Source organism: Desulfosporosinus sp. OT (assembly GCF_000224515.1).
Taxonomy (GTDB): domain Bacteria; phylum Bacillota; class Desulfitobacteriia; order Desulfitobacteriales; family Desulfitobacteriaceae; genus Desulfosporosinus.
Genome location: NZ_AGAF01000178.1, coordinates 101,093 through 127,930 on the forward strand (window position 1 = coordinate 101,093; position 26,838 = coordinate 127,930).

The following is a 26,838-nucleotide window of genomic DNA, read 5'->3' on the forward strand; positions in this document are numbered from 1 at the left end:
TTTCCATCTTTCTTAACTATTGCTCACATTCTTTGATTAATCACCATTGTTTCTCAATGTCCTTTCCATGATGAGAAACCTTCACCAACAACTTCCGGCACCTCCGAAATAGCCACAAAAGCCTGATGATCTTGATCCCGAACAATTTTTTTGACTTGAGACAATTCAGTACGATTAATTACACAATAAACTACTTGTTTAGCATCGCCTGAGAAGGCCCCTGTCGCTTGAAAAAGTGTAACCCCTCGCTCAAGCTTCGCCATGATTTCCTCAGCAATTTTCTGAGGCTGAGTTGTCACTACCATAACCGCCTTGGAGTGACTTAATCCCTCCTGTACAAGATCAACGACACGCGTCGCTATAAACATATAAATCATGGCATACATAGCCATTTCAGGGCGAAACAAAATGGCAACTGCCAGAAAGATCAGGGCATCAATCCCCAGCAATATTTGACCCACACTAAATGAGGTTGTTCGCGCAAACAGGACAGCTAAAATATCCGTTCCACCAAGCGAACCGCTGGAGCGGAAGATGATGCCCATCCCGATTCCTGAAAGGACCCCTGCAGATATCACGGCAAGCAGCGTATCATGAGTCAATGCCGGGAGATGTGAAGTCAGAGAAAGCATAACCGAGAGCATACCAACACCCACGACACTAAAAACTAAGAAGTTTCGTCCTACCAAACGTAGGCCTAGAATAAAAAGTGGCAGGTTCAGCAGAAGAACCGTCCAGCTTACGGGCCAAAGAAATAAGTAATGTAATATGATAGCTATTCCCGTGACCCCGCCATCTGCAATTTGATTAGGGATAATTAGTGTGTTTATACTTACACTCACGATCGTAGCACCTACTATGATCCCCACCAAGTGTTGCAACAATTGCCACGGAATAATTTCACGAAAACGTCTCCAGTGCACTTGAATCCTCCGTTCACACATTATTATCCACGTGTTGTTTATCCTTGTTGAATTATACTGCAGAGTCTCCCTAGAGACAACTTAATGAACCCTTCAAATCAGATCTGGGTGTTGCCCTACAATAGTTTATCCAGCAAAGAGCTAGAATTCTTTGATAAATACTGTATTATATTTGGATTATCCTCTAAGAATGATTCAGATAATCACTCTAACCAAATATATATTTACAATATATGCTTGACAAAATACTCATTATTGAGTAAAGTGTTAAAGTGTCCTCAATAAGCGCTCGTAGCTCAGTGGATAGAGTGACGGTTTCCGAAGCCGGAGGTCGCAGGTTCAAATCCCGCCGGGCGCACCATACTGAAATTAAGTCACAATTTTTTTGTGGCTTTTTTTATTTTTATTCTATTTTTAGTTTTATTTTTATTACTACTTCGCAATTTTACTACTTTTGTTCTCAATGAAGTAAGAATTTTCTGATTCTTTTTCCTATTCTTTTGATATTGCAAACAGGACATGTATTTTACCTCTTTGTCTAGCGAGATGCCCCGAACTAATGGCGTCCGTTAAAGCTTGTATAACAACCCTAACAACCGGTGTAACGTGCGAGATCAGAACACAGCCATGGATGACCCAGTGTCCTTGTAGCCAAGATTCGAACAGGACGTTCGAGATTAGAGCATCGCCATGACGATAAGCGGACGAGCTTATCGCCACACTGCAACTTATTACGCATACTCCTGCAGTGTGGATTGGCAAGGCACCGTGATGGCAAAAAGAGACCGCTGGCCATGGACGGGCCGAGTGTCCCTGTAGCCAAGGATGGCGAGAAGGGACCTTCCAGAAAGTTTAGCGCAATACATTTCTAACTAGTAGTAAAAAGAGGTGGCAATTTTATATTTACCACCTCTTTTTTGCAGGTATTTAATGAGTTCAGGGCACCCATTTTTCCTATTACCTCTATATTTTATAATTCAACACTCATCATAATTCTACACCCATCATAAGACTACGATTTATGAATTACTAGCAAAATATCGGTTTTAATACGGTTAATACATTGATTTATATTCTCATTTGAATAAAATTTTATCACTCCAAGATCTTCTAGCTTTTGCTTACTAAAATCATTACTATCCGCTAAAAATCTTCTGCATAGCTCCTCATAGTTAGGTTGAGCTTGCTGTTTTTCCCTTTCTATTGCCCGTAGCAGTCTAACTCCATCGTCAACTTCAATATACAGGGGAATAACATCACTTGCCACAAAATAATTTTGGAGGTTTTCATAGGACTCTAACGTAGCGATCAGCAGATAATTATTATCCTGAGTCAATTTAATTTGACCATCGTCAATCGTACAGTAAGACCATTTACCATGAATAGTATAGTAATCCCTCTGTTCTATAATTTTACCCATTTCTCGATAATGTGCCAATAATTCTTTAGATACAAAGTAATAATCAAGCCCTTGGACTTCGTTGTGCCTTATAGGTCTCGTCGTATATGGAATTATTGACTTCAAATTCAGTTGTTTATCTTGTAACAGCTTTTTAGAAATAGTATCTTTTCCAGAGCTGCTTTTACCCATTAGGCAGAATATCTTACCCACATCGTCCCATCCCTCATAATCACTACTGCACTTTACTGTAACATCTATTGTAACATCGCTTATCAAGGAATGGCAAACTTGAGCATAGAACGAAATATGTTTTTAAACTATATTAACTCTTGAACAATAACAGACATCGGTTACCGTTCTCCGTTTAGGAAGACTATAACCGACGTCGTCGAATAATCATTGAGTTTCAGGCCAGGCCATTGACCGATGGATAACAACATTTCCCTGGCTATTTATATAAATGACAGGCTACATAATGGTCCGTTTCCACTTCAATCCAACGCGGAGTATCCACTTGGCATTGAGGCATGGCTTTTGGACACCGAGCAAAAAAGCGACAACCAGGTGGAGGATTGATTGGAGAAGGAACATCCCCTTCCAAAATAATTCTCTCCCGTTTTCGTTCCACTTCAGGGTCAGGGATCGGAATCGCAGACAATAAGGCTACGGTATAGGGATGAAGTGGATTACGATATAACTCGTGAGACTGGGCAACTTCGGTCAACGATCCTAAATACATTACCCCAACGCGATCGGCAATATGCTTGACCATGGCTAAATCGTGAGAAATAAACAAATAGGTTAGTCCATTTTCTTCTTGCAGACGCTTAAATAAATTAATGACCTGGGCTTGTACGGAAACATCTAACGCCGAGACTGGCTCATCCGCAACGATAAATTGGGGGTTAATCGCGAGGGCCCGCGCAATTCCAATCCGTTGTCTTTGTCCTCCGGAAAACTCATGGGGGAAGCGAGAAGCATGCTCTTCGGGAAGGCCAACTGTTTGCAACAACTCAGAAACCCGCTCCCGTCGTTTGACACCGCTAGATAATCTATGGATGTCGATCCCTTCGGCAATGATATCGCCTACGGTCATCCGCGGATTAAGCGAAGCATAAGGGTCTTGAAACACCATCTGCATGTCTCGATTAAATTGTTTCAGCCTGCTTCCTTTCAACTGATGAACATTCTCTCCATTAAAAAGAACCTGTCCCTCAGTTGTATTATATAAGCGCATAATTGTGCGTCCCAAAGTAGACTTTCCGCATCCCGATTCTCCCACTAAGCCAAAGGTTTCTCCCCGTTGAATAGATAAATTGACATTGTCCACGGCTTTCAAAACGCCATTCGTTACGCGAAAATATTTTTTTAGATTTTTAACTTCTAAAATTGGATCAGACACAGTGTTCCCTCCTTGCTTTAGCGAATTTCCGTCCTCATTCGCTTGTCCATTAGCCAACAAGCCATGCTGTGTTCATCTTGTATAATCTGAGTTTGCGGATCCTCATTTAAACAAATGTTCATAGCGTGCGGACACCGTGCAGCAAAAGCACATCCTTGCGGAGGAGCTAACAAATCCGGCGGCATTCCTTCGATTGGCACTAGTTCGCTCTTTTCGTCATCATCGAGCCGTAGAATGGAATGCAAAAGCCCCCAGGTGTAGGGATGCTGGGCACGGTAGAAAATGTCATCCACTGTTCCTTGCTCCACTATTTTTCCGGCATACATAACCACCACCCGTTGAGCGATGTCGGCAACGACTCCCAAATTGTGAGTAATAATAATAATTGAAGAGCCAATTTTCTCCTGTAAATCCTTTAATAAATCAATGATTTGGGCTTGAATTGTTACATCGAGCGCCGTAGTAGGCTCATCAGCAATCAATAATTTGGGACGACAGGCCAGAGAAATAGCAATCATTACCCGTTGACGCATCCCACCCGAAAATTCATGCGGATACTGTTTTATCCGAGTTTCAGGACGAGGAATACCTACCAACGAAAGCAGTTCAATCGCTTCCTTTTGAGCTTTCTCCTTGCTGAGCCCTTGGTGTCTGACTAATCCTTCGGTGATTTGCTTGCCAATAGTCATTGTTGGATTTAAGGATGTCATTGGATCTTGAAAGATCATGCCAATTTCGGAACCACGAATTGATTCCATTTCTTTTAGGGTAAGTTGCACCAGGTCTATCTTCTTGTCAAAGAGAATTGAACCTTCTTTGATAATTGAAGGTGGGCTTGGAATTAATCGCATTATGGTTTGAGAAGTTACCGATTTCCCGCACCCAGATTCCCCCACAATGGCTAAGACTTCCCCTTTCTTTAAATCAAAGGAAACGCCTCGCACAGCCTGAACTTCTCCCGCATACGTATGAAAAGATACTTTTAGATCTTTTACTTCCAGAATGTTTTCCACACGGACACTTCCTTTTATTTTCTAAATTTTGGATCAAGCGCATCACGCAAACCGTCTCCGAGAAGATTAAACGAGACCATCATCAACGAAAAAATCAGGGCCGGGAACAACAATCTCCAGGGGTATACACGCATCGACCCAACTCCATCCGAGAGTAGCATTCCTAATGAAGCTAGGGGAACTTTAACTCCGAGTCCGAGAAAGGAAAGAAAAGCTTCTGTAAAAATAGCTTGAGGAATTGTAAAGGTAATCTGAATAATAATAAAACTAAGCGCGTTGGGAATAAGATGTTTGGTAATGATTCGCCAAGGGCTGGCACCCAAAGAGGTGGCCGCCAACACGTATTCTTGTTCTTTCAAGGAGAGGACTTGTCCCCGAACCAGACGAGCCATCGAAATCCAACCGGTTATACCGTAGGCAAATACAATCGTCCAAATTCCCGATCCCATCATCACTATGAGTAACACCGTGATCAATAAATACGGAATGGAGTAGACCACCTCAATAAAGCGCTGCATCATATCGTCGATTTTCCCACCGTAATAGGCAGAAATTCCACCATATAGAACCCCAATCAACAAGTCCATCAGCGCAGCCATAATCCCGATGAACAACGAGATACGGGTTCCCCACCAGAGCCGAACCCAAAGATCTCGTCCGAATTCATCCGTTCCAAACCAGAATGTGCTGTTGGGCATCTCATTTCTCGCTGTCAGGTGTTGCACATCATACCCATTTTTTTGTAAAAACGGCCCAAGAATAGCGAATAAAGTAATTCCCAGTAAGAAATAGAAACCGGCCATTGCGAACTTATTTTTCTTCAACCGTCGCCGAGCATCTTGCCAATAGGTGATCGACGGTCGCGTAATTTTCTCTTGTTGGTCAGCCTGTTTTGTAACGGGGATAAACAGGTTATCTCTGACTTCCGGCATAGTATTAATTCCTCCCTTTCGCTAAACGAATTCGAGGGTCAATGAATCCGTAGGCGATATCCGTCAAGAACATCACCACGATGAGCAGCAGACTATAAAAGATGGTTAACCCCATGATTAACGTGTAATCATTAGAATAAACAGCCTGAACAAAGTATTTTCCTAGGCCTGGTATGGCAAAAATCTGTTCTACCACAAGAGTTCCCGTAATAACATTGACTGTTATAGGTCCAAGAACTGTAACGATCGGTAGAATCGCATTACGCAAAGTATGCTTAAGGATAATAGAGAATTGAGACAATCCTTTGGATCGAGCTGTTTTGATATAATCCGAATGAAGGACATCAAGCATTGAGGTACGCATCATTCTCGCAGTTATGGCAATCGTCATAAATGATAAGGTCAAGGCGGGTAAGACTCGGTTGGCAGGTCCATCCCAAAGAGCCGCGGGTAAAATCCCCCATTTGACACCCACTAGATATTGCAAAATCGGTCCCAGCACAAATGAAGGAATTGAAACACCGACAATAGCAATAAACATCGCTCCATAATCCCAAGATTTATTATGTTTGAGAGCTGCTGTAATCCCGAGAATCAACCCAATTAAAACAGAAAAAATAATCGATTCTATGCCAAGTTCAGCTGATGCAGGGAAGGACTGTTTAATGATCTCAGTGACTCTACGGGTAGGATAAGCAAAAGATACTCCTAAGTCACCCTTTGCTATGTTAATGAGATAGTCTTTATATTGAACGGAAATCGGCTGATCCAGTCCGTATTCTTTGGCTAATAACGCCCTCTGTTGGGTAGAAAGTTTCTCGGAATTGGCGAATGGATCACCTGGCAAATTATGCATGAGCACAAAAGTCACAGTTACAATCATCCAGAACGTGATCAACATATAACAGAAACGTCGCAGAATAAAACGATACATCATAACACCTCCTACAAACTAAAAAGGAAGGGGTTCCGGATGGAACCCCTCTATCTTTTCTAAATTGATCTAACTATTCGACAGATGCGTTTTTGAGATCCCACTCAGAACCATAAGGGAAGAAGAGAATATTTTTGGCGTTTGGTTTAACCAGATAGGAATAAGCACGGAAGTTCACGGGAGCAACTGGCATTTTAGCAACTAAAATCTTTTCAGCATCAACTAAATATTGAGCACGTTTCGCTCCATCGGGTTCTGCTTTGGCTTTTTCAATCAATTGATCGTACTCTGGATCTTTAAACTGACTCTCGTTGAAGGAAGAGGTTGATTCATGGCAATCCAGGAAAGTCATTGGGTCGTTATAATCCGCACCCCAGTTAAATAATAACAGATCAAATTGATGCGTTTGTCCATGTTCAATCCTTAGTTTGTGGGGAATCGACTCAACTGTGACATCAATCCCAAGATTTTGTTTCCATTGTCCTTGGATAAATTCTAAAGCCTTTTTCCCATCTTCGGTATCATCACCTGTGAATTTTAAGGTTGGGAAGGAGGTAAGTCCTGCTTCTTTTAATCCTTGAGCTAATAATGTTTTGGCTTGGGCTGGATCATATTTCGGCAGCACATCTCCTGCATCTTTACGGAACTCTTTATTGTTTCCGTCCATAGTCCCATTCGGTACGAATCCAGTCGGCGCTTGGCTTCCATCATGGAATACAATATCGACTAAATTGCTGCGATCAATCGACAAGGCCAGAGCCTGACGAATTTTATCGTTTTTCAAGGCTGGTACAGCTTCATTCATCTCTACGTAGGTAATATAGAGTTGGGGTGAAATCTGATAATCGGGCTTAGCTTTCCATTGATCCACCTGGTCACGGGTGATGCGAGCTACATCGATGGCGTTGGATTGGTACAAGTTAGCTAAGGTATTATTGTCCGAAGCGATTTGAACATCTACTTCATTCAGTTTTACATTATCTTTGTCCCAATATTTGTCGTTTTTCACTAAGGTTAAACTTTGTTCATGATCCCATTTGCTTAGTTGGAAAGGACCATCGAACAACAGCTTGTCAGCATCAGCAGCATACTTGTCACCATATTTCTCGACAAACTCTTGCTTTTCTGCGAAAAAGACCGGGAATGAGAGTTGGGCCGTCATAAAAGGAATTGGGTTCTCCAACGTGAACGTGAGGGTTTTGTCATCAATTGCTTTGACCTGAACTTGGTCAGCGCTCCCTTTTCCGTTCATGAAGGCATCTCCACCTTTAATCCAAGCAACCATAAAGGCGTAATCCGCTTTTGTTTTAGGATCCAACGTACGCTTCCAAGCATATTCGAAATCTTTTGCCGTCACAGGTGAATCATCTGACCATTTAATGTTATCCCGCAGCTTGATTGTATACGTCTTTCCTTCGTTCGTAATCACCGGCATTGAAGCAGCTAAAGCAGGTATCGGTTCTCCGTTTGCTCCTAATCGATAGAGGCCTTCGTTAATCGCATTCAGAATATCAAACGATACGGCGGCGTTGGCAACTGATGTGTCCAGGGCCTGCGGTTCTGCCAGCAAAGTCATTTTTAATAATTGCTTAGAATTTCCCGCACTGCCTGATTGAGCCGTGTTTCCACCACACCCTGTAAGTAGACCCGCAAGTAGCACAGTGGTTGAGATTCCGGCAATGAACCTTTTTGCGTTAGTCATATGTATCCTCCTTAATTAATGTGCAACATTTTTAGTTATTATAACAAAATGCATGGACCAACTAAAGAAATAAAAAAGATAAAAAGTATAAGTTTGATTATATTTGCCGGATTTGAGAGAATCCCGCTTAAGTATTCCCTAAAAGGTTGCGTTAAACCCAACAATAGCGATTTTTCGGACGTCCTATTTTTTTGTAACTAGGAATTGGCTTTACTTTACCATTTTGAACAAGATACATCAGATAGCGATAAACGGTGGGAACGGCGAGGGATAATTCCTTGGAAATCTCCTCTACTGTGGAAGGTTGCTGGCAAGTCGTTAGATATCGTTCGATATAAGATAGTGTCGGCTTGCTAATCCCCTTGGTTACAAACACTTCGTCTTGGACTTTAGGTGTTGCTTGAAAAGTTTTCGTCATATCCAATAGTCGTTTATGCAGTTGCACGCGAGCAATTAAATCAGGTGCTTTGACAGGTTTAAGGGCAAAATCGGTGGCACCTACATCTAAAAAACGATCGGCAATTTCCTGCCTTTCATCAACGGTAAGTACAAGAATCGGTATTTGTTGATCTTGTTTCCGAATTAGACGAACTGTTTCTAAACCATCAATTTCCGGCATATGATAGTCCACTAAAATGATATCCGCGCCATGCTTGAGAAACCCCTCAATTCCGGCTCTTCCATTAGGATAGGCCTCGGGCTCCCAACCAACAAATTTAAATATTTCACTCAGCATATAACGAAGAGACTGGTCATCGTCCATAATTAATATTCTCATTGGCTTTCTCCCAGTGGCAGGGTTATCCAAATTTTCGTTCCCTGCCCCACTACACTTTTTATATTAACGGATCCTTCATGCCCTTCCGCTACCTGTCGCACAAAAGCTAAGCCAACTCCAGGATGGTTTTTAGTGCTGTATCCAGTTTTCCAGATTCTTTTTACATCGTTTGCCTGAATACCATGCCCATTGTCTTCAACCTCTAATTTTATTGCGTTGGGCAATGTTTTTGCGCGCAGGACTACCCTTCCATTATCTTGCTCTCGAGTGGCATCCAAGGCATTATCAATTAAATTTATGATTGCTCGAGTCAGCCTAATTTTATTAATGTAAATAATCGGGTGAGGTTCTTCCTCTAACTCAATATCCACCAATAAATTAGTTCCACTTAGACGACTAGCCCGAATATAATCAATTAATTCTTTAAGCTCACACCAGTTCTTTCGATCCTCATACAAAATTTCCGAAACCATTCTGCTCATCGATTGAATCGAACCATAGATGGTTTGACAGTATTCTTGCATCTTAGGATCGGGCCATCGTATTTCCATTAAAGAAACCAATCCTTCGACGGTAGCAAGCGGAGTTTTAAGGTCATGGACAAGATGCAGAACTTCACGTCCTGATCGAGATTCATAAGCTTCAAGTTGAGCACGATGCAGGTCCTGAGAAATGGACCATTTTTCCATATACAAAATCAAGTAAATCCATAAAGTGAGAGCACTAGCTACGAAGATAAAAAACAATACATTCGCATAAAGGGCGAGCACTCGACCAAATCCAAGTTGAATCGCTGCCTGTTTTACTTTTATCGATAAAGAACCTTGTCCGAAACCATATTGAGTAAGAAAAGGAACTTGATTTAACCAAGCAACACCAAAAATCAGTTGGGAGAAAACCAGTAATTTCATTCCCATATTCAATTTTTGTTTACTTAGTTGCTGCATCACCACGATCGTAAGCCAAAGGAAAATATCTGTAGCTCCAAAACTATAGTTTAGCGGCGTCATTACATTAACGATAACATAAGCGAGCGGCACAGCAACCAAGGGAACGATAGTCTTTAAGGCGGAACGATTGAAAACATCTGCCATTCCATCCCCCAGCATCACCACACTGAGAAACTGGGGGGTGGTAATAATGGTATTAATTGATACAGTAAGAAATGCGTCAATCATTAACGCATTCCCGTCAGTTCTATGATCCATCGTTTGGAGTAATTGATCTAACCTCAGAAGTTGAGGTTTTAACCAAAGTGGAATTAAGACACCTAACAAAAACAACCCAATTCCTATCCATATTTTCCGCGACCTTACGACTTTCCCCACTTAAATTACCACCTTCCTACTCATGAGAGTGTAACATGAAATCGGAATACTGATAATTTTTCCGCTTCAAGTGGGCATAACTCGTCACCAATAAGACAACTTTACGATTTGATCTTACCTCTGTCAAGTTAACCTCCAATTCAATTGAAATTTCATTTCTCACGAAGTTTCCTGTTTATTTTTCTACAGTTGCGTTTTTAAAGTCTACAAGACCAAGGGGCGAATGAATTACACCTTTTACAAATGACTTCGAAGTGTATTTAAGGTTTTCATAATAAATAGGCATCACAGGCAATTCCGTCATTAAGATTTTTTCAGCATCATGCATTTGTTGCATGCGGGCCTTAGGATCCAGGTTTTTCTTTACTCCTGCAATAAGCGTATCATATTGTTGGTTAGCCCACCCAGTTTTATTATTTGCACCACCTTTTGTGAAAATATCCAATAAAGACAGTGGATCCATATAGTCAACAGTCCAGCCAACACGAGCTACATCAAAATCAAAGCTTTGTAACAATTTCAAATAGACTTGACCTTCTTCTTTGCGAAGTGTAACCGAGATCCCAAGGTTTCTACTCCACATATCTTTGATAACAGTTGCAATTTTTTCGTGATTGAAATTAGGGTTAAATAGGATTTTGATTTCCGGAAAACCTTTTCCACCGGGGAAACCCGCATCGGACATGAGTTTCGTAGCCTTTGCGACGTCTTCTTGGAAGTAGTCACCTCCGACATCGCGAAATTGTTTACTTGTATCGGCATCGTTAATACCGTATGGAACAAAAGCAAAGGCCGGCTTTTCATTTGTTTGGGTTGCTGCAGCAATAATTTCCTGGCGGTCGATCGCTAAGGTCAAGGCTTGGCGCACTTTGGGGTCATCAAAAGGCTTCTTTGTAACATTAAAAGCATAATAGTAGGTACCTACTTGAGGATCAATTTTAAGATCTCCTGATTTAAGTAGACGCTTAGTATCACCTGCCGGAACACTATCTATTCCATCAACTTGACCTGCTTCATAGGCAGTCAGCGCAGCTTTAGGATCTTCAATAAGGTTAAACGTAAGTTCTGAAATTTTAACCGATTTGGCATCCCAGTAATTATCGTTTTTCACAACGATGATTTCCTTATTATGAGTCCACGATTTCATTTGAAAAGGACCATTACTGACAAATGTCTCCGCTTTAAGGTTCCAATCCTTATTCGCTTGAACAACCTTTTTATCAACCGGAAAATAGGTTGGAAATGCAGTCAGAGCCAGAAAGTAAGGAGCAACATTGACAAGCGTTACTTCTAATGTCTGTGGATTGATCACTTTTATACCAACATCTTCAGCTTTTCCCATTTTAGCATTATAGGCAGCTCCTCCCTTAATATAAGCAGCTATCGGGTATGCATACCCTGCGGCATTAACAGGATCCATGGCTCGCATCCATGCAAATTTAAAATCATCTGCCGTTAGCGGATCACCATTGCTAAATCTGGAGTCACGCAAATGGAACGTATAATTCAGACCATCAGCTGATACATCAATTTTTTCCGCAATAGCTGGCTGCGGAACGTTGTTCACATCTAAACGTGTCAGGCCTTCAAACATGGCCATTTCCATAATCACTTCAGAAGTATTATTGGACATTTGAGGGTCCAATGTTTTTGGTTCGGGTCCCGGGTTATAACTAGTTTTCATTTTTCTGAGGCTGTAGCCTGGTGCCGTAATGCATATCATTAGGGCAACTACTAGTATTATCGCTCCTAATTTATTCTTCCTAAACATGTGCTTATTCCTTCCTTTCTAAGATTTACCTACACGCTTTTAAACGCATTTATTGGTAACCATATAACAAAGAAGCATTATTCAGACCTTATATCGCTCTGAAATCATTGCATAGAGATTGAAAAGGCAACGTTGAAGCTTCGTTATAACACTAGTCTTGGAAAACAAAAACAGACAAAAACACCTTACGTTATTTATTTATAAGGTGTTTCGTCTGTTTTCTGAGCAATATAATTGTTTTGAATAAAGTGCACCCTCTATCTCATCCAAAATTATCTTTCAGTCGTTTGTTTTGAGGGATTTAAAATATATATTATTTATAAATTTGCTAAAAATCACAGCAAACAATTCAAATGAAAACCTCCAGGTTCTTACGAATTTACAGATTCAATTATTCTAATAAAACAGATATGGTGCAGCAGATTTGATTTGACTGACTTAATTTGACCTAGATTAACTTGATGACTTAGATTAACTTAGATTAACTCACTTTGCTCATCACTCTCAATTTGTCGGCTAGAAGTGCTATAAATTCTGAATTTGTAGGTTTTTGTCGTTCAATATTCATCGAATATCCAAAAATACGTTTTAACGTATCTGTATGTCCACGTTCCCAAGCTAACTCTATAGCGTGACGAATTCCACGTTCTACCCTACTAGGTGCAGTATCAAACTTTTTGGCAATCCCCGGATATAATTCCTTGGTTACCGCTCCTAACAACGAAACATCCTCAACCACCATCAAAATTGCATCACGAATGTATTGATACCCTTTAACATGGGCTGGAATCCCAATTTGATGCATCATCGTGGTCACTTCAACGTTCAAATTAAGTCCGTTTCCCGCCGTTGACACGATGGGAGAACTTGAAGAAGAAAACTGTTCGGGTGCTGCCGTAGGCATATCCTGCGTTAAAGTACGGATACGTTTACTGAGAATATCAAGATCGAATGGTTTTAAAATAAAGTAATCAACTCCAAGCATCATCGCTTGGTGAGTGAGAGATTCCTGTCCGAAAGCCGTTAACATAATAATTTTCGGTCGAGTCATTGTTGTACGATTATTAATTCGTTCCAATACGCCTAAACCATCCAAATTTGGCATCACTAGATCAAGAATAATCAAGTCCGGTTCCTGAGTTTGAATGAGTTCCCAAGCTTCTAAACCATTATTAGCGACTCCAACAATGATTAAGTCTTCTTGTTCTTGGAGATAGTTCTGTAGCATTTGACATAAATTACGATTATCGTCCGCGACAATTATTTTTATTTTCTTACCCATTCTACCATCATCCCGCCTTAACTGTATTCCGGTTCACCTAATTGCCTTTATCAGCGTTTGTTTCACTCCGGTGCCCTTATTATACGTTAGGGTCGATGTCGAAATCGTAAATAATAAGGCAACTATGTTAAGCCGTTAATTTTACGAGAAAGGCTTATCGGCAAAGGGTTTATGGATATTATTGGAATTTTCTATTTACCGCAAAATCTACTATAATTTTCCATAAGCAATTATTACACTATTAAATAAACGAATTGTCGTGAACAATATCGAGTTTAAGCAAAACATATCCTCCTGAGAAAAAATAACGTGTTATTGAAGCGGGTAAAGTCTATTCATTGCATACAATGCTACCCACAAAATCGTGCTTTTTTGCTTCATTGCTTACGGATCGTCTGATCTTGAACCAAATCCATTTCGAAAATAGTTAATGTTTTATGAATAGTTGACTTTAACAAGGAGAGAATATAGCTAGTTAATTAAAGGAGGGTACAATATGATTGCTGCAGTTGACAAAGATACGTGTATTGGGTGTGGAGCTTGCCCAGAATTCTGTCCCGAGGTCTTCAAGATGGAGGATGACGGATTAGCCGTAGCGTATACTAGCCCGGTACCAAGTGAGGTCGAGTCAGCCGCTAAAGAAGCCGCTGATGGCTGCCCAACAGACGCAATTCATGTTAACTAGTTAAGAAATGAACGTCAAACCTTAAAAAGACAGTAAAAAGCGGATGATACCATCCGCTTTTTACTGTCTTAATGCATAGCTTTTTCTGCAACTTCATGAAGTCCATCTAGGCCGATTCGATCAATGAGACGCCCAAGCCGTTCTTGGGGTTTTGCATTTTCCTTATAGTAAGAAATAACCGCGTCCACCACTGGCAGAATTTGCTCTTTCTGAAGATTTTCCAAAAGTATATCTGCTCTCCTCGGCTTAACGCCACCATTTCCTCCTACATAAAGGTGATATCCCTTGCTCGTCCCCATCAGACCCAAGTCCACAGAAGCTGCGTCCGTACATTTATTTGGACAACCTGCTACCCCCATTTTAAATTTTGAGGGCAATACCATCCCATGATAATGTTTATCAATTTCTATCCCTAAAGCTAGTGTTTCTTGTAATCCTCGCTTACAGAATGTCTCACCTGGACAAACCTTCACACTCCGCACACATAAGCCAACGGCATGCCCAGGATCCATCCCCAGATCTTCCCAAACCTTCGGGACATCTTCAGGGAGTAACCCGACGATGGCAATTCGCTGGGCAGATGTCACTTTAAGCGCTTGAGCATGGTATTTTTCTGCTACATCTGCAATCTTACGTAAAATTTCAGGAGTTACCACCCCAGCTGGTATATGTGGCGCAATCGAATAAGTCTTTTTATCCATTTGCAAAATAGACCCTGCTGGCTGAGCCTTTGCAGCGGCCTCAGCAGATATCTCCCCTTGTTCAACAGAGTTTACTTTTTCTAACAACACATTCGGATCAAGATTATGCATTTGCGCTGCATTGGCCAAAGTCTCATTGACTGAAAACGCACATCCTAGACAATGTAATCCGAGTTCTTGCATAGCTTCTGCAGTCTTTGGATTTGAAGTCATAATATCCTTCAATTTCATATCCAATGTAAAACGCATAATTATCTCCTAACCATGTATGAGCATTGGTAAACAATGCATACATACATGTTTTTCTTCACCTTGGTGGACATAGGTTATTACGGGGGTTAATTCACTAGTCGTTCCACAGTTAGCACACTCCAATTCAGGAGCCTCTTTTTTTACGTTTGCCATCAAAATGACCTCCTTCTTGTTCATTAGTCTATCATGGTACTCTCTGATACAATGTGACGTAACCCACACTTTCACGTGTATTTTGGCACTCCTTGTTGCGAAAAAATGGTATCAGCCCACAGTTTAAGCAATTTGTCTAGAAACTATACAGTAGTACAAAATACAAAGTAAATAGAACTAGCTGGAGATGTTCGAAAAAATAGAAAAAACAATCCGAGATATAATTCTCGAATTGCTTTTATTACTCTTAACGCTCAATTTAACGTTTCTATCAATTAGGCCATTTGTAAAACGGTTTTGATGTTAGCTTTAAAGATTACTTATCCGCTTAATTCGTTCAATTCGCCAACCCTTTTCCGCTTGCTTTAGATTCATTGAAAATGTTACATTTTGAACATCTTGAACAGGCGATGTCCAATAAACACGTACCACTACCGTTTGTGAAGATAACGAATCCTGGTCCGAATTCATAAACTCCACTTTTTGTAAGGTTAATAACGGATCTTTATTCAACATAGTTTGCCAAGCAATAAATTCGTTTTCATCCAAAGAACCCGTCGGTAAACTAAGCAAGTCGCGGGCGAGGTCTGTTTGCCGAAGATCCATAAGCGACCAAAACTGTTGAATAGTCGAACGTGGAGAGTTTCTGTAATGAGAATCCGCCAATGCTGATATCACTGTTTGGGGCGTTTTAAAGGTGATTATTGTGATTAGACAGAAGACTGATAACCCTAGTAACCATAGATAACGACTGTGACGCATAATTTCCCTCCTTGCTTGTCTCTACTATACATTGTAGGAGGGAAAAGTCCTTTTCATTCCACTTTAGCCAAAAACTTTTCTTAACACATTAAGTACAAACTCAGGTAAACGAACGTAATAAATTCGCATAAACCCATTCCTCCTTTTCATCCGTTTGAAATCTCCCACTCAGAGGTAATGTATGCAGGCACAATTACGAATGCCCTTTTAGATCACCTGGTAATTCTTTACTGCCTCTTCAAGCTGAACAACGAGAAGACGTTCCTCCTCTGAATTCGCCGTAAAATAGAGGCGGCCAATGATTCCCGTAATAACTTTAAGAACATCTTCCAAAACTAATGACTCTTTCATCGCTAATTGAGCACTCGTTTCAATTAAGGCAATTCCAAATTGATGCCCTACCCCCTCCTTCGCCATTCGGGTGCAGCTTTTTCCTAACAATCGCATAACTAAAGAGGCTTCCTGAACATCCAGTTGGCGAACCACATCAATCGTTGTCGTCAATCCTTGAACCATGCGTAATCCTACACTATTCCAACTAACTTGTTGACTATCCATTAACTGCTTCCTCCTTAGAGATCACTTCCGTGCCATATTATATGCTTCATCCGTGGAAGGGTGAAAAAAACCAGCAGGGAAAGTAAATTACCTTTACCTCCCCTGCTGGTTTGAAGTTCGAAGTTCGAATAGGTCACGTAGCGCACATTTCCCTGCTCCAAGCGTGACATCTAATAAGCAGAATACAATTTCACAAAATTCGACCAGACACAAGACGGTACACATGGAATGTGCCGTCTCCCACGAACGTCAACTATGCAACTCAAGAACCGTCCCTTCTCCCGCCACAAGCGCAACATCTGTAAAGCACTATACCAATTTCACGAAAGCGACTCGACACAAGACGGTGCACATGGAATGTGCCGTCTCCCACGCACGCAACTATGCAACTCGAAAACCGTCCCTTCTCCCGTCACAAGCGCAACGTCTGTAAGCAGTATACCAACTTCACGAAAGCGACCCGACACAAGACGGTGCACATGGAATGTGCCGTCTCCCACGCACGCAACTATGCAACTCGAGAACCGTCCCTTCTCCCGCCTCCCCAAAGCAAGACTAAACCTCCCAAGCCCGGGACGCAGTGTGACACAGCGCGACGTCTTTACGTAAGCAGACCAGCAAACTTCCGTTCAAGCGACCGACCCCAAATACGGCGCAGCGCACAAGGACGTGCGCTGCCGCCAATGCGCCAAGGATGGCGCTTTTGGGGGGAACCCCGCTCCCTAAAGCCAGGAGCTTGAACGGTTTGTTTGCTCTGCGTCGTAAGACTGAGCGCTGTGTCACACAAGTCCCCCTACTTACTCAACTTTGGCACCTTAAACGTAGACACCATTAAAAACGCCAAAATCACCATGCTAGCAGGATAAATATACCAAGGCATCATATTTCGCAAAAACATTAATAACGCCATAAAGCCACCTGCAAAAGTAATGGGCACACCTACAAAATGGGTTGTAATATTGAGCATATTAAAACGTGCTAAGCGAACTGCTCCACATAAGGCAAAAATTATAGCAATGCCTAAACCTATATACCTTACATACGATAATTGGTGAGGCTGTAAAATTGCCTGATAGGTAAGAATTGCTGGTGCAACCCCAAAAGAAACTAAATCACTCAAAGAATCGAGCTCTTTTCCAAAATCCGAGCTCACAGAAAGCCGACGAGCCACCTTTCCATCCAAGCTGTCCATGAGAACAGAAAGTAAAATCATTGCAGCTGCTAATGTAAAATTGCCTTCCAAGACCCAGATCAAGGCTAGAAAACCAAAAAGCAAATTAGCCAAAGTAAAGATGCTCGGAATCATGCGAGCAGGAATTGGATTACCCCTCAATCGACACTCACTCTCCCTATTACGCTTACTCCTCCACGCACCCTATCCCCGGGACTAACCATAATTGCTACATTTGTCGGTACAAAAATTTCAGTACACGAACCAAACTTTATTAAACCGAACCTCTCCCCTTTGGCTACGATGTCCCCAATATTCACCCAGCACACGATCCGTCGAGCAATAAATCCGGTTACTTGAGTTACTAAAACTTGCAATTGTTTATTTTGGATCCCTACATAGTTCTTCTCATTCAGCTCTGAGGCGTGACTTTTAAAGGCAGGGATCATCTGTCCCGGTCGATAGGCACGAAATACAACTTTACCGACCAACGGGCTTCGATTAACATGGACATTAAAAACACTTAAAAAGATACGGACACGTATGCTTTCACCGTTAAGAAACTGGTCTTCAAAGACCCTTTCCACATCCATGATAACGCCGTCAGCCGGGGAAACTAACGTTAATTCATCAGTTGGAATATCCCTTTCAGGATTGCGAAAGAAAAATGCAACAAACAAGAACACGATACCCGGTAAAATAACTAGCCACGGCCAAACCCAATAGGCTAAAACCGCTAGAACTGCCAATATCGCCAGATATATCCAACCATCACGAGAAATGGGATATTGTTTCACCTAGAAAATAACCTCCTCCCTTGATTTTCTTTAGTTTATCATTTTTGTGATGATTATAAAAGCTATTAGTCTAATTCCCTTGTATTCCACTCCTCGATTTTACGAAGAACAAGCTTATTTTCTCCACGGACATGCGTTCGAATCGGTAAAGAACTTAGAAAGAACTTGCCATAATACTTATCAATCACTCGGTCGTCAAGCAAAATGACAACCCCTCTATCCCCCTTGGAACGAATAAGACGGCCAAACCCTTGTTTGAAACGGATAACAGCTTCAGGCAACAAGAGTTCTTGAAAGGGATCACGTCCTTGCGATTTTAGGAATTCCGAACGAGCCTCAACCAAAGGTAACGTAGGTGGCCAGAAAGGAAGTTTAACTAAGATGACACAAGATAATGTATCACCTGGTATATCAATTCCCTCCCAAAAACTATTAGCACCTAACAGCACACTCCTTGGATTTCTCTTAAAGGCTTCAAGCAAGGTACTACGTTCCCCATGGATTCCTTGGGCGAGTGTTTCAATACCCGTTCGCGCCAGCCTTGGATACAATGAAGTATAGGTTTCTCTTAATAATTTATGAGCAGTAAAAAGAACTAAAGTCCGACCATTCATGCGCTCCGCAACTTCGAAAATAAATTCTGTGAGATCCATTGCCTTCTGTTCATCAGAATTTTGGTGGTTCATTCCTTTTTTTACCACAAAGAGCCGCATCTGCCGTTCATAGTCAAAAGGTGAATCAACCTGTTCTGTAATTGTTGTCCTCGGTAATCCAATATCTCGTAGAAAATGGACAAACGAATCAGATATACTCAACGTGGCCGAGGTCAAAATTACAGCATCAAGGCGAGAAAATATTTTTTCTTTAAGAATATCGCTAACTTCAATTGGGGAAGTTTTTAAATAGAGAGTCGAATTTTGTTCAAGCCAAATCACTTGCTTCGGATTATCTACGTCTATTGCTTGTATCAGGGTATCCATGAGGACTTGCAATTCTCTTTGATGGCTGGTTAGAACGTATTTTAACTCTTCAACCTCATCGGCATCTTCTCCACTCAAAGCGTTTTTTAAACTTTCGAGGACAGCCCCCAATGCTTTGATTCGTCCAAACAAGTTCTCGATTTGAACATTGAGCCCCGCCCACCATGTTTGGGCTGCATGGCTTGCGACAAATCGAAACGTACGGTTCGTTCCTAATATTAGCGACAGTAACTGGAACAATTCCTGAGCTTGATCTAAAATCATATGACAAATTTCAGGAACATTCTCTAACCTTTTCTCAAAGATTTCCCAGGGAACTGATGGGACAATCTGGGTAAGCGACCGCAATCGTTGTTTAACCATTCCGTAGAAATTGGGACCAGCCTGTCTATAGACATTATTAACAATTTGGGTGATATGATCTAGATTCAGATCAGAACCCAAGTGCTGGAGAGCAGTTTGGTATATCTGATGGGCTTCATCAATCACCAACTGATGATATTCCGGCAAAACATTATAATCTGTCTTCAGATCGGAAAAAAGCAATGAATGATTTACTATTAAAAGGTCTGCTTCATCAGCTTTCTTCCGAGCTCTTTGTAAGAAACAAACACCTGCCTTCGAACACTTGCCTGGAATACAAGTTTCATTGTCCGCACTTAAACTGGGCCAAATTTGCATGAGTCCAGGAACCTTCGAGAGTTCCTGCAAATCTCCCGTCAAGGTTTCTCTTAACCAAACAAGAACACTTAACAGGGCAAGCCTCTGCTCTCCACTTGGAATTTCCCGTGAATTAACTAAGCATCCCTGCCATTTTTTCAAACAACAATAGTTACCTTTACCTTTCAAGACGGAAACACGGAATGGAAAAGGTAACACATTTTCCAAAATCGGGATATCCTTTTTTTGAAGTTGTTCCTGGAGAGGAATGGTGTGAGTCGCTACCACAACTTTTTGACCTGTCTTTATTGCCGACCATATGCACGGAATTAGATAGGCAAACGATTTCCCCGTTCCTGTTCCTGCCTCAACAACGACATGTTGTGAGGAAGTAAGACCTTCTGCAATAAGTTTTGCCATTCTTACTTGACCTGGCCTGCTTTCATAACCCGGTAGATTACGTTCGAGGGTTCCTCCCGGTGAAAAACTATCGACAACCCAATCGATTGAACTAGGAACGTTTTCTGTTGGTGTTTGTCCCCGCGCAAATATCCCCTCAGAAATAGGGGCCAGCACAAGATCCGTACGAATCTGGCGGTCAGGAAAGCGACGTATAATCTCTTTATACGCCTCGTCAATAAAACCTCTTCCTGCCCATCCCTCAAGGAAACTCTTAGCTTGGTCAAAAAAACTAAGATCAAACTTAAGTCCTTTCAAGCTACAAGCCTCAAAAAGTTTCCATGTCAACCAGACATTCGTTTCTGAACGCTGATGTCTAGATCCGTCTCCCAAAGCCAAGGAGAGCTTTTCAGCTAAGTAGGGTAACTGGTAGTGATGTACTGTAGGAAAAAAGATGCGAGCTAATTCCAGTGTATCCCATTGGGAATTCCCAAAATTAACTTTCAATTTCTTTTCTAGGATAGAGAGGCAAAAAGATAGCTGATGCCCAACTAAAACTGCATCCTCAAAGAAATTCAATATTTCTTGACGGTGCTCATATATTGGTAACGAGTTAGTAAACTCTTCCGCAGATAAACCTGTGAGCATTAAAGTCTTACTAGTTATTTCTTGCTCAGGCTGAACAAAAAAATGACATGATTCTTGAATCTGTCCATTACGAATTCTTAGTGCTGCGAATTCAATAATTTCATCCTGCTCAACCTCCAAACCCGTTGTCTCTACATCAAAAACCACGATGTCTTTGCCCACAGTGTTGACCCCTCTCTTGCTGTCATTGTACACCATTTTATCGAAAGGAATCAACGAAAAGCAGGATTTATGCATTCTGTAGCGAATAACGTATTGGGTAAATAAATAGGTTGTCGACAAATATATGGTTAGGAAGAAGGATACCCCATTGTTGTTCAAACGGACCATTTCAACATTCGGACTTAGCCTTACTGTTTTATTTTCTAGTCTATTCCTTAGCGGTTGTTCAGAAAGACCCTTTTTAACCCAAGACAGTTCATACGTTATTTTATCTGTTTCGCCGTCAGGAACTACTCAATCAGAACTCATCGAATTACCATGGAATACCAATATGGCAGTTATGCAAAAATTACTTTTGGAATCTTCTTTTGTTTTGAGTGATTTGCATACTCCCAGTGACTTGAAATCCCAGGATAATGACCCGCTCGGAACGACAAGCCTACAAGCCAATTTTCCAGAGCCAAAGCGCATGACGTTTATTGTAGATGACCACGTTGTTACCCTAGATGTTCAGTCCCTCCAAATCGAAGTTATAGGGTCAAATGTTGGGCAGGTGATTATTAATCAAACAATAATCTTACAAGGGATAGATAACCCTAATCTTCAGCCTGCATTTGAGGCATTGACTGATATGTTACATGATAAAGATGAATAGAAGTTGCGTAAAGCAACTTTTATTTTGGTTATCTCTGAAATAGTTGCATCTATGCACCCTAAATCTTATACTCTCTTATATGCTGCTTATAAAGGCTCCCTGACACAATAATATCAATGTGTCTGATCTTGAAAAATATCCGACGGTCTGGCATCTAGTATCGACCATTACGGGGCAACTTGTAAAAGGGCTAACCCCCAACGATATTTTACGAGCAATTTTCCCTGGCGGCTCAATCACTGGTGCTCCTAAAATTAGAGCCATGGAGATCATAGAGCCTCACAAACGTGGGTTATACACAGGTAGCATTGGTTATATAGGCTTTGATGGCGCTTGGGATTTAAATATTGTTATCCGGACGATCTTCTTAAAAGAAGGTCAGGCTTATGTTCACGTTGGCGACGGGATCATCGCAGACTCAATACCCGAAAGTGAATATTATGAAACGCTTGATAAAGCAAAAGCACTGTTTAGAGTGCTGAAAGGACGCTTAAATGATTCCATGTGAGACATTGTTATCCCATGATCGCTTGGCTTTATTCGGGTTTGGGGTTTTTGAAACGCTTCTCATTACTGAAGAAGGGGCGCTATTTATTGATCTTCACTGGCAGCGCATGAACATAGGGGCTGATTTACTCAGTCTCCAACTACCAGAAAAAGCTGAATGGTTGTCTCGAATCCAAAAGTTTATCGAACAATCTCTGAGTCCTCTTCCCTATGCACTCCGTATCACGCTCAGTGGTGGAGCCCCCCTAGCTAATCTCCCTTCTAAGCTCTTTTTCCACGAACGATCAATCCCCTATACACCCGAACAATATAGCCAAGGCATACGTCTTCATATCTTGCCAACCCTTCGTAACGAACATTCCCCCTTGGTTTCAATTAAATCAACAAATTATTTGGAAAATATACTGGCCAAGGAAACTGCTAAACTTCAAGGTGCCGATGAAGGCGTGTGGCTTAATACCGAAGGATATATTGCAGAGGGTACGATGAGTAATCTTTTTTTTGTTAAAAACGAGACACTTTTCACCCCCTCTCTTGCCAGTGGGTGTTTGCCTGGAACACGTCGCCGCCTCATTCTCAGTTTAGCTCGTTCTCTGCAAATTCCAACTCAAGAAGGCTTGTACCCGTTATCCGACTTGTTCTTGGCTGACGAAATCTTCATGACTAATGCCCTAATGGGTATAATGCCAGTTCGTCAAATCGATGATACTTCCTTTCCAATTACTCCCAAATCGAAAACGAAAGCTCTAGATTTAGCTTATAAAAATTTAATTAACAAACCTCCTACAACCTTCTAATGCTTCTGCGCCTTTCTTATAATAAATAAAAACGGATGGCGAGAAGAGACTTCCAGAAAGTATGAAACAAAAATATGCTTTCTGCCCTGAGTGGTACCTCGTAGCGGCATGGAAGTCTGACTAGTATAAAAAAATGGGCCAAAGGTTTTACCCTTGGCCCTCTTCTAGTTAATACTTCTCTTCAAGTACCTCATACATTTGTGGCGTTGCCGATTTAAATGCCTTATTTTCGCCAACGGTGTCTGCCCAATTTTCATAAGCAGACCGGTTTTCCCATTTCGAAAAAACCATTATGTCTGATGTATTGTCTTGTTTGTTTACTGAAGCAAATTTAAACCCTTCAATATTCTCTACGGATTTGATTCCAGTTCGAACTTCTCCTAGAATGCGGTCTGCATCAGGACCATTAAACGTATGAATAACTGTAAGCATATTTTACCTCCTTAGAAACTACAATTTTGCATAGTTAGTTTATCCTGAACACAAATACTGTATACAATTCTAGTGTGTGAACTTTTACTCGACAAAGGCATAATTTAAGATAAGAAGAACTTTTAACAAGAATTGAAACTAACTCCATAATCTATAAGCAGTTGTGACGTGGTGGTCAAAAAACCCATCGTTTTATTCAACATTTCATGCTATACTGAAATTGAAACGTCAAGTGCTTATCTAAAAATAGCACAAGGGGGGAATATTAATGAAGCTTAGTTATTTACGTACAGATTTCCCTAATGGTCGTTCACACATATTAATGCATGATTCTGAATCTCCTAACCCAGAACTTGTTCATTTTGTACTGGTTCTAAGCAATAAAGGAACGTTGTGGGTTGATGTTTTTTGGCCTTACGATGAAGAATCCGACAGGTATACCGGGAGAATCTCGGAACAACAGTTTTGGCAGACCTTCCGTGAATGGAGATTACAAGGCGTTCTTCTTGGTGATAGCGGAAAAGTCGCTGAAATGTTAGCAAGAAAGCGCTTATCAAAGAAGCGAGAAAAGGAAGCACTATCCAGCTAATAAATAATGTACAAAAAAGCGGCCGTAGCCGCTTTTTTGTACTAATCCGAATAACTTTTCATACATACATTTTCTGCGAGGTCCCTTCTCGCCACCGCGGCATCTAGCCAATCCACACTGCAGGAGTATGCGTAATAAGTTGCAGTGTGGCGATAAGCTCGTCCGCTTATCGTCATGGCGATGCTCTGATCTCGAAAACGTCCTGTTCCAGCCCTTGGCGGTGCGCTAACTTGATCGTCCTGTTCGAGTCATGACTACAGGCACGCTCGGCCGTCCATGTACTCCGCATAAGTGCGACTAAAGTGGCCACGCTCACCTATGGCTAACAAGAAGGCTAATACGCGCGAAGACAGTGTCTTCGCGGGCAACAGCTAAGTTTTCTCCCAGATCCTAGCAGTATTCTTAATTCAGCAGATTCCTATTAGATATTACTGTAATGACCTGCTCTTAGACTCTGCAGTTGTTTCAGATGATCATGTTCGTCAGAAAAGATCGGATTCAACATTTCTTTTTCCGCACTACTCAAAGAACGCTCTGAATACTGTACAGCTCGGGCTAAACCTTTGTCTTCGCCGTCATAAAGATGTTCCAAGATTTCCATGGGTGTTGCCTCTCCCATATTAGTTAGACGAGTTTTCCAATCTGCAACGATGCCCCCTAAACCAGCACCTTCTTCAGCTTGTCCCCCATTAGTTTGAATGTAATAAGATATCCTGGTGGCATGATTTTTATGATCTGTCAGAATGGCCGAAAGGTGGTTACGAAGTGGGCCGTCCGTAAGTTTTCCAATATACGCTTGGTATTGTTCAATCGCCATATGCTCGCCCTCAAGGATCTTATTCAGCACTTCGAATGAAGTATTCATATAGGCCTCCTGCATTATTTTTCACTCAGTATAGTTTGTGAAGCATTCTCTGAATTATGTATGCTTAGATGACCTGGTGGCACGTAATTTTGTTTTGTCTAATCTATAAATGAAAGCCAGGATCTCTGCCACTGCACGATAAAGTTGGGGGGGAATTTCCTTTGTCAACTCGACCTGCATCAATGCTTCCACAAGCACTTCATTCTTTTGTATAGGAATTCCTTCTGCTTCAGCGGCTTCGATCATTTTTCGGGCAATCTCCCCTGCCCCTTTAGCGACGATACGGGGTGCCCCTGTTTGATCATAAAGCAGTGCTGCAGCCTTATCTTTCTTATTTTTTTTTCAATCTTCTCTTTCATCTCTGAACGTCAACCCCACTTCGTCTGATTCCGCGTAGAAAATTCTGAAATTCTATGTTTTGGTCTAGATCTCCTGTTTCGACTTTAGCTACATTAAAACCAAGCTTGGAAAATTCTGCTCTTGTTTCAGGTATTACCGCCTCAATGAGCTGGGGTAGAAATGGGAGGTTACGAGTAAGGACACGGAATGTTAGAGAATCCTGATCAAAAAATGCATCAATTCCAATGTCGCCAAGTTGCTCGGTTTCAATTTGAATCGCTACACGACAGTGCTGTTCATCCATTTTAGATCCTTTGCGAGCACTTTCAATCGCTATTCTCACTGGTACTGGTTGTCCCTGATTTAATAAGGGGATATGGAGCAGCATAAAGGCATTATCTAGAACCCCTGTTTTAAACCATAGTTGTTGTCCTGTAATTTTCTGAAGCAAATGCGCTAAGGGCCCGTCAGGATCATGCAGTCCTTGTCCTTCTTGATGCTGAATGGCTTCGAGGAGCTTAAACTTAAAGGTCTCTTTAAGGCTGTTCTTCTCAACTTCCTTGGCCTGAGAATCTAGTTTTAGCATCTGTTGTAAACGCTGTTCATAATTGAGTCCAAGTTTTCTTAAACACTCTACAAACTTTTCAGCTCCGTTTTCTTTAGACAACTCCTCCCACTCAGGAATTGTTTTTTTAAGTTTACAATAAATTCGTCTGTCATTGTGCCTTGAATATTCTCTAAAAAATCAAATAGTTCTGTATGCGCGTTTGGAAATGTTTTAAGCAGAGTCATAATATCCTGATTAATAGGCAATCCTCTTTCTGTAAGCTGCTGAAACTGTTGAGGGACAACGTGAATATCCTCTTGCTTTTCCATCAGAGGTTCGCGTATCAACAATAAGTTCCCATCTTTCACATCGCCTACTCTAACCCAAAACCTTTCTCCTAATTCGGTTAAAGTTTCCAAAAGAGCAAAGATGTCTTGCCCTTTTACCCGAATGGTCGCTTCACCTTCTCCTATTTTCCGAACTACTTCTACTAACAGACGCTCGCCAAGCTGCCATTGATTAAGCCCTACACCCTTGATTGCCCCCGGCGCTAATATGCCAGTTACTTCCATACGACAGACCCTCTCTCCTTACTGAGCGTACATATTTTTGCATGCTCACCTCAACATTACGATTGCTGTCCTAGTAGGAATTTTTATGAAGTTCATTCTAGTGTATTCTTCAACTTAGATAATCGGGTAGGAGGCTGACC

The 26,838-nt window shown here is 41.4% G+C and carries 29 protein-coding genes, 1 tRNA gene and 1 pseudogene; 6 read left to right on the forward strand and 25 right to left on the reverse strand.

All coding sequences use genetic code 11. From position 1 onward, the window contains the following. Positions 1–53: 53 nt before the first annotated feature. Positions 54–923, reverse strand: coding sequence for a YitT family protein (locus tag DOT_RS17530; RefSeq protein WP_009621554.1), 870 nt, complete (start codon positions 921–923; stop codon positions 54–56). Positions 924–1,208: 285 nt separating this feature from the next. Here DOT_RS17530 and DOT_RS17535 point away from each other — a divergent pair. After that, a tRNA-Arg gene (locus DOT_RS17535) sits at positions 1,209–1,284 on the forward strand. Positions 1,285–1,415: 131 nt separating this feature from the next. Here the strand turns inward: DOT_RS17535 and DOT_RS30625 are convergent. The 11 genes from DOT_RS30625 to spo0A all read right to left on the reverse strand — a co-directional run bounded on the left by DOT_RS30625 (position 1,416) and on the right by spo0A (position 13,467). After that, entirely contained in the window at positions 1,416–1,643 is a 228-nt protein-coding gene (locus tag DOT_RS30625; protein WP_157998483.1) for a hypothetical protein, read from the reverse strand. Between the two features lie 292 nt (positions 1,644–1,935). Then, positions 1,936–2,535 (reverse strand): guanylate kinase, encoded by a 600-nt coding sequence (locus tag DOT_RS17540; protein ID WP_009621561.1) that lies wholly within the window; start codon positions 2,533–2,535, stop codon positions 1,936–1,938. 238 nt (positions 2,536–2,773) lie between these two features. Further along, entirely contained in the window at positions 2,774–3,727 is a 954-nt protein-coding gene (locus DOT_RS17545; protein ID WP_009621563.1) for an ABC transporter ATP-binding protein, read from the reverse strand. 17 nt (positions 3,728–3,744) lie between these two features. Further along, positions 3,745–4,740 (reverse strand): ABC transporter ATP-binding protein, encoded by a 996-nt coding sequence (locus tag DOT_RS17550; RefSeq protein WP_009621565.1) that lies wholly within the window; start codon positions 4,738–4,740, stop codon positions 3,745–3,747. A 14-nt stretch (positions 4,741–4,754) separates the two neighbouring features. Beyond that, complete coding sequence (locus DOT_RS17555; RefSeq protein ID WP_009621567.1) at positions 4,755–5,672, reverse strand: ABC transporter permease; 918 nt, start codon at positions 5,670–5,672, stop codon at positions 4,755–4,757. Between the two features lie 4 nt (positions 5,673–5,676). Further along, positions 5,677–6,606, reverse strand: a complete 930-nt coding sequence (locus tag DOT_RS17560; protein ID WP_040412656.1) for an ABC transporter permease — start codon at positions 6,604–6,606, stop codon at positions 5,677–5,679. A 73-nt stretch (positions 6,607–6,679) separates the two neighbouring features. Beyond that, positions 6,680–8,308 carry a peptide ABC transporter substrate-binding protein gene (locus tag DOT_RS17565; RefSeq protein WP_009621571.1) on the reverse strand — a complete coding sequence of 543 codons (1,629 nt, stop codon included), beginning with the start codon at positions 8,306–8,308 and terminating at the stop codon, positions 6,680–6,682. Positions 8,309–8,459: 151 nt separating this feature from the next. Next, on the reverse strand, positions 8,460–9,086 hold the full coding sequence (locus DOT_RS17570) for a response regulator (protein WP_009621573.1): 627 nt from the start codon (positions 9,084–9,086) through the stop codon (positions 8,460–8,462). Continuing rightward, the gene (locus DOT_RS17575; RefSeq protein WP_009621575.1) at positions 9,083–10,414 is read right to left on the reverse strand and encodes a HAMP domain-containing sensor histidine kinase; all 1,332 of its coding nucleotides are present in this window, start codon (positions 10,412–10,414) and stop codon (positions 9,083–9,085) included. The genes DOT_RS17570 and DOT_RS17575 overlap by 4 nt, the downstream gene beginning before the upstream one ends. 175 nt (positions 10,415–10,589) lie before the next feature. Further along, positions 10,590–12,014 (reverse strand): peptide ABC transporter substrate-binding protein, encoded by a 1,425-nt coding sequence (locus tag DOT_RS17580; protein ID WP_242833862.1) that lies wholly within the window; start codon positions 12,012–12,014, stop codon positions 10,590–10,592. Between the two features lie 652 nt (positions 12,015–12,666). Continuing rightward, positions 12,667–13,467: a sporulation transcription factor Spo0A gene (gene spo0A / locus DOT_RS17585; RefSeq protein WP_009621579.1), complete on the reverse strand. Its 801-nt coding sequence runs from the start codon at positions 13,465–13,467 to the stop codon at positions 12,667–12,669. A gap of 496 nt (positions 13,468–13,963) precedes the next feature. Between spo0A and DOT_RS17590 the strand changes: the two genes are divergently transcribed. Then, complete coding sequence (locus tag DOT_RS17590; protein ID WP_009621581.1) at positions 13,964–14,152, forward strand: ferredoxin; 189 nt, start codon at positions 13,964–13,966, stop codon at positions 14,150–14,152. A gap of 68 nt (positions 14,153–14,220) precedes the next feature. Here DOT_RS17590 and DOT_RS17595 read toward each other — a convergent pair whose 3' ends face one another. The 8 genes from DOT_RS17595 to DOT_RS17625 all read right to left on the reverse strand — a co-directional run bounded on the left by DOT_RS17595 (position 14,221) and on the right by DOT_RS17625 (position 21,395). Then, positions 14,221–15,102, reverse strand: a complete 882-nt coding sequence (locus DOT_RS17595) for a DUF1858 domain-containing protein (RefSeq protein WP_009621584.1) — start codon at positions 15,100–15,102, stop codon at positions 14,221–14,223. 9 nt (positions 15,103–15,111) lie between these two features. Continuing rightward, positions 15,112–15,258, reverse strand: coding sequence for a hypothetical protein (locus DOT_RS31115; protein ID WP_009621586.1), 147 nt, complete (start codon positions 15,256–15,258; stop codon positions 15,112–15,114). 309 nt (positions 15,259–15,567) lie between these two features. Further along, positions 15,568–16,020, reverse strand: a complete 453-nt coding sequence (locus DOT_RS17600) for a hypothetical protein (protein ID WP_009621590.1) — start codon at positions 16,018–16,020, stop codon at positions 15,568–15,570. Positions 16,021–16,227: 207 nt separating this feature from the next. After that, the gene (locus DOT_RS17605; RefSeq protein WP_009621592.1) at positions 16,228–16,578 is read right to left on the reverse strand and encodes a hypothetical protein; all 351 of its coding nucleotides are present in this window, start codon (positions 16,576–16,578) and stop codon (positions 16,228–16,230) included. 555 nt (positions 16,579–17,133) lie between these two features. Continuing rightward, positions 17,134–17,361: a hypothetical protein gene (locus tag DOT_RS17610; RefSeq protein ID WP_040412658.1), complete on the reverse strand. Its 228-nt coding sequence runs from the start codon at positions 17,359–17,361 to the stop codon at positions 17,134–17,136. Between the two features lie 10 nt (positions 17,362–17,371). Beyond that, positions 17,372–17,911 (reverse strand): CDP-diacylglycerol--serine O-phosphatidyltransferase, encoded by a 540-nt coding sequence (gene pssA, locus DOT_RS17615; RefSeq protein ID WP_009621605.1) that lies wholly within the window; start codon positions 17,909–17,911, stop codon positions 17,372–17,374. After that, positions 17,908–18,546: a phosphatidylserine decarboxylase family protein gene (locus tag DOT_RS17620; RefSeq protein ID WP_009621607.1), complete on the reverse strand. Its 639-nt coding sequence runs from the start codon at positions 18,544–18,546 to the stop codon at positions 17,908–17,910. Before DOT_RS17620 ends, pssA begins: the two co-directional genes overlap by 4 nt. A gap of 65 nt (positions 18,547–18,611) precedes the next feature. Further along, on the reverse strand, positions 18,612–21,395 hold the full coding sequence (locus DOT_RS17625) for a helicase C-terminal domain-containing protein (RefSeq protein WP_040412660.1): 2,784 nt from the start codon (positions 21,393–21,395) through the stop codon (positions 18,612–18,614). A 148-nt stretch (positions 21,396–21,543) separates the two neighbouring features. Here DOT_RS17625 and DOT_RS17630 point away from each other — a divergent pair, with 148 nt between their 5' ends. The 3 genes and pseudogenes from DOT_RS17630 (at position 21,544) to DOT_RS17640 (ending at position 23,354) form a co-directional block, all read left to right on the forward strand. Further along, entirely contained in the window at positions 21,544–22,050 is a 507-nt protein-coding gene (locus tag DOT_RS17630; RefSeq protein WP_348982154.1) for a hypothetical protein, read from the forward strand. Positions 22,051–22,153: 103 nt separating this feature from the next. Then, positions 22,154–22,558 (forward strand): annotated as a pseudogene (locus tag DOT_RS17635) (chorismate-binding protein); the annotation flags it as partial. Beyond that, positions 22,545–23,354 (forward strand): aminotransferase class IV, encoded by an 810-nt coding sequence (locus DOT_RS17640; RefSeq protein ID WP_040412662.1) that lies wholly within the window; start codon positions 22,545–22,547, stop codon positions 23,352–23,354. The pseudogene DOT_RS17635 and the gene DOT_RS17640, both read left to right, overlap by 14 nt. A gap of 168 nt (positions 23,355–23,522) precedes the next feature. Here DOT_RS17640 and DOT_RS17645 read toward each other — a convergent pair whose 3' ends face one another. Next, a complete protein-coding gene (locus DOT_RS17645) occupies positions 23,523–23,786 on the reverse strand; it encodes an antibiotic biosynthesis monooxygenase (RefSeq protein WP_009621617.1) in 264 nt (87 codons plus the stop codon). Positions 23,787–24,054: 268 nt separating this feature from the next. Here DOT_RS17645 and DOT_RS17650 point away from each other — a divergent pair, with 268 nt between their 5' ends. Continuing rightward, positions 24,055–24,375, forward strand: coding sequence for a hypothetical protein (locus DOT_RS17650; RefSeq protein ID WP_009621619.1), 321 nt, complete (start codon positions 24,055–24,057; stop codon positions 24,373–24,375). A gap of 421 nt (positions 24,376–24,796) precedes the next feature. Here the strand turns inward: DOT_RS17650 and DOT_RS17655 are convergent, their stop codons facing one another. Genes DOT_RS17655 through DOT_RS31940 form a run of 4 tightly spaced genes read right to left on the reverse strand, consistent with a single transcriptional unit; the run spans position 24,797 to position 26,698 of the window. Continuing rightward, positions 24,797–25,240, reverse strand: a complete 444-nt coding sequence (locus DOT_RS17655; protein WP_009621620.1) for a DUF2383 domain-containing protein — start codon at positions 25,238–25,240, stop codon at positions 24,797–24,799. Positions 25,241–25,294: 54 nt separating this feature from the next. Beyond that, positions 25,295–25,552: an EscU/YscU/HrcU family type III secretion system export apparatus switch protein gene (locus DOT_RS17660; protein ID WP_040412664.1), complete on the reverse strand. Its 258-nt coding sequence runs from the start codon at positions 25,550–25,552 to the stop codon at positions 25,295–25,297. A gap of 43 nt (positions 25,553–25,595) precedes the next feature. After that, on the reverse strand, positions 25,596–26,246 hold the full coding sequence (locus DOT_RS31935) for a hypothetical protein (protein WP_009621624.1): 651 nt from the start codon (positions 26,244–26,246) through the stop codon (positions 25,596–25,598). Next, complete coding sequence (locus tag DOT_RS31940) at positions 26,213–26,698, reverse strand: hypothetical protein (RefSeq protein WP_009621626.1); 486 nt, start codon at positions 26,696–26,698, stop codon at positions 26,213–26,215. The genes DOT_RS31935 and DOT_RS31940 overlap by 34 nt, the downstream gene beginning before the upstream one ends. Positions 26,699–26,838 lie beyond the last annotated feature (140 nt).

Excerpts from the sequence above, each read along its gene's own strand:
- DOT_RS17605 (WP_009621592.1), bottom strand. The coding sequence starts at position 16,578 with ATGGATAGTCAACAAGTTAGTTGGAATAGTGTAGGATTACGCATGGTT.
- DOT_RS17600 (WP_009621590.1), bottom strand. The coding sequence starts at position 16,020 with ATGCGTCACAGTCGTTATCTATGGTTACTAGGGTTATCAGTCTTCTGT.
- DOT_RS17565 (WP_009621571.1), bottom strand. The coding sequence starts at position 8,308 with ATGACTAACGCAAAAAGGTTCATTGCCGGAATCTCAACCACTGTGCTA.
- spo0A (WP_009621579.1), bottom strand. The coding sequence starts at position 13,467 with ATGGGTAAGAAAATAAAAATAATTGTCGCGGACGATAATCGTAATTTA.
- DOT_RS31940 (WP_009621626.1), bottom strand. The coding sequence starts at position 26,698 with ATGGAAGTAACTGGCATATTAGCGCCGGGGGCAATCAAGGGTGTAGGG.
- DOT_RS17580 (WP_242833862.1), bottom strand. The coding sequence starts at position 12,014 with ATGGCCATGTTTGAAGGCCTGACACGTTTAGATGTGAACAACGTTCCG.
- DOT_RS17645 (WP_009621617.1), bottom strand. The coding sequence starts at position 23,786 with ATGCTTACAGTTATTCATACGTTTAATGGTCCTGATGCAGACCGCATT.
- DOT_RS17640 (WP_040412662.1), top strand. The coding sequence starts at position 22,545 with ATGATTCCATGTGAGACATTGTTATCCCATGATCGCTTGGCTTTATTC.
- DOT_RS17590 (WP_009621581.1), top strand. The coding sequence starts at position 13,964 with ATGATTGCTGCAGTTGACAAAGATACGTGTATTGGGTGTGGAGCTTGC.
- DOT_RS17595 (WP_009621584.1), bottom strand. The coding sequence starts at position 15,102 with ATGCGTTTTACATTGGATATGAAATTGAAGGATATTATGACTTCAAAT.
- DOT_RS17560 (WP_040412656.1), bottom strand. The coding sequence starts at position 6,606 with ATGTATCGTTTTATTCTGCGACGTTTCTGTTATATGTTGATCACGTTC.
- DOT_RS17655 (WP_009621620.1), bottom strand. The coding sequence starts at position 25,240 with ATGAATACTTCATTCGAAGTGCTGAATAAGATCCTTGAGGGCGAGCAT.
- DOT_RS17570 (WP_009621573.1), bottom strand. The coding sequence starts at position 9,086 with ATGAGAATATTAATTATGGACGATGACCAGTCTCTTCGTTATATGCTG.
- DOT_RS17650 (WP_009621619.1), top strand. The coding sequence starts at position 24,055 with ATGAAGCTTAGTTATTTACGTACAGATTTCCCTAATGGTCGTTCACAC.
- DOT_RS17555 (WP_009621567.1), bottom strand. The coding sequence starts at position 5,672 with ATGCCGGAAGTCAGAGATAACCTGTTTATCCCCGTTACAAAACAGGCT.
- DOT_RS31115 (WP_009621586.1), bottom strand. The coding sequence starts at position 15,258 with ATGGCAAACGTAAAAAAAGAGGCTCCTGAATTGGAGTGTGCTAACTGT.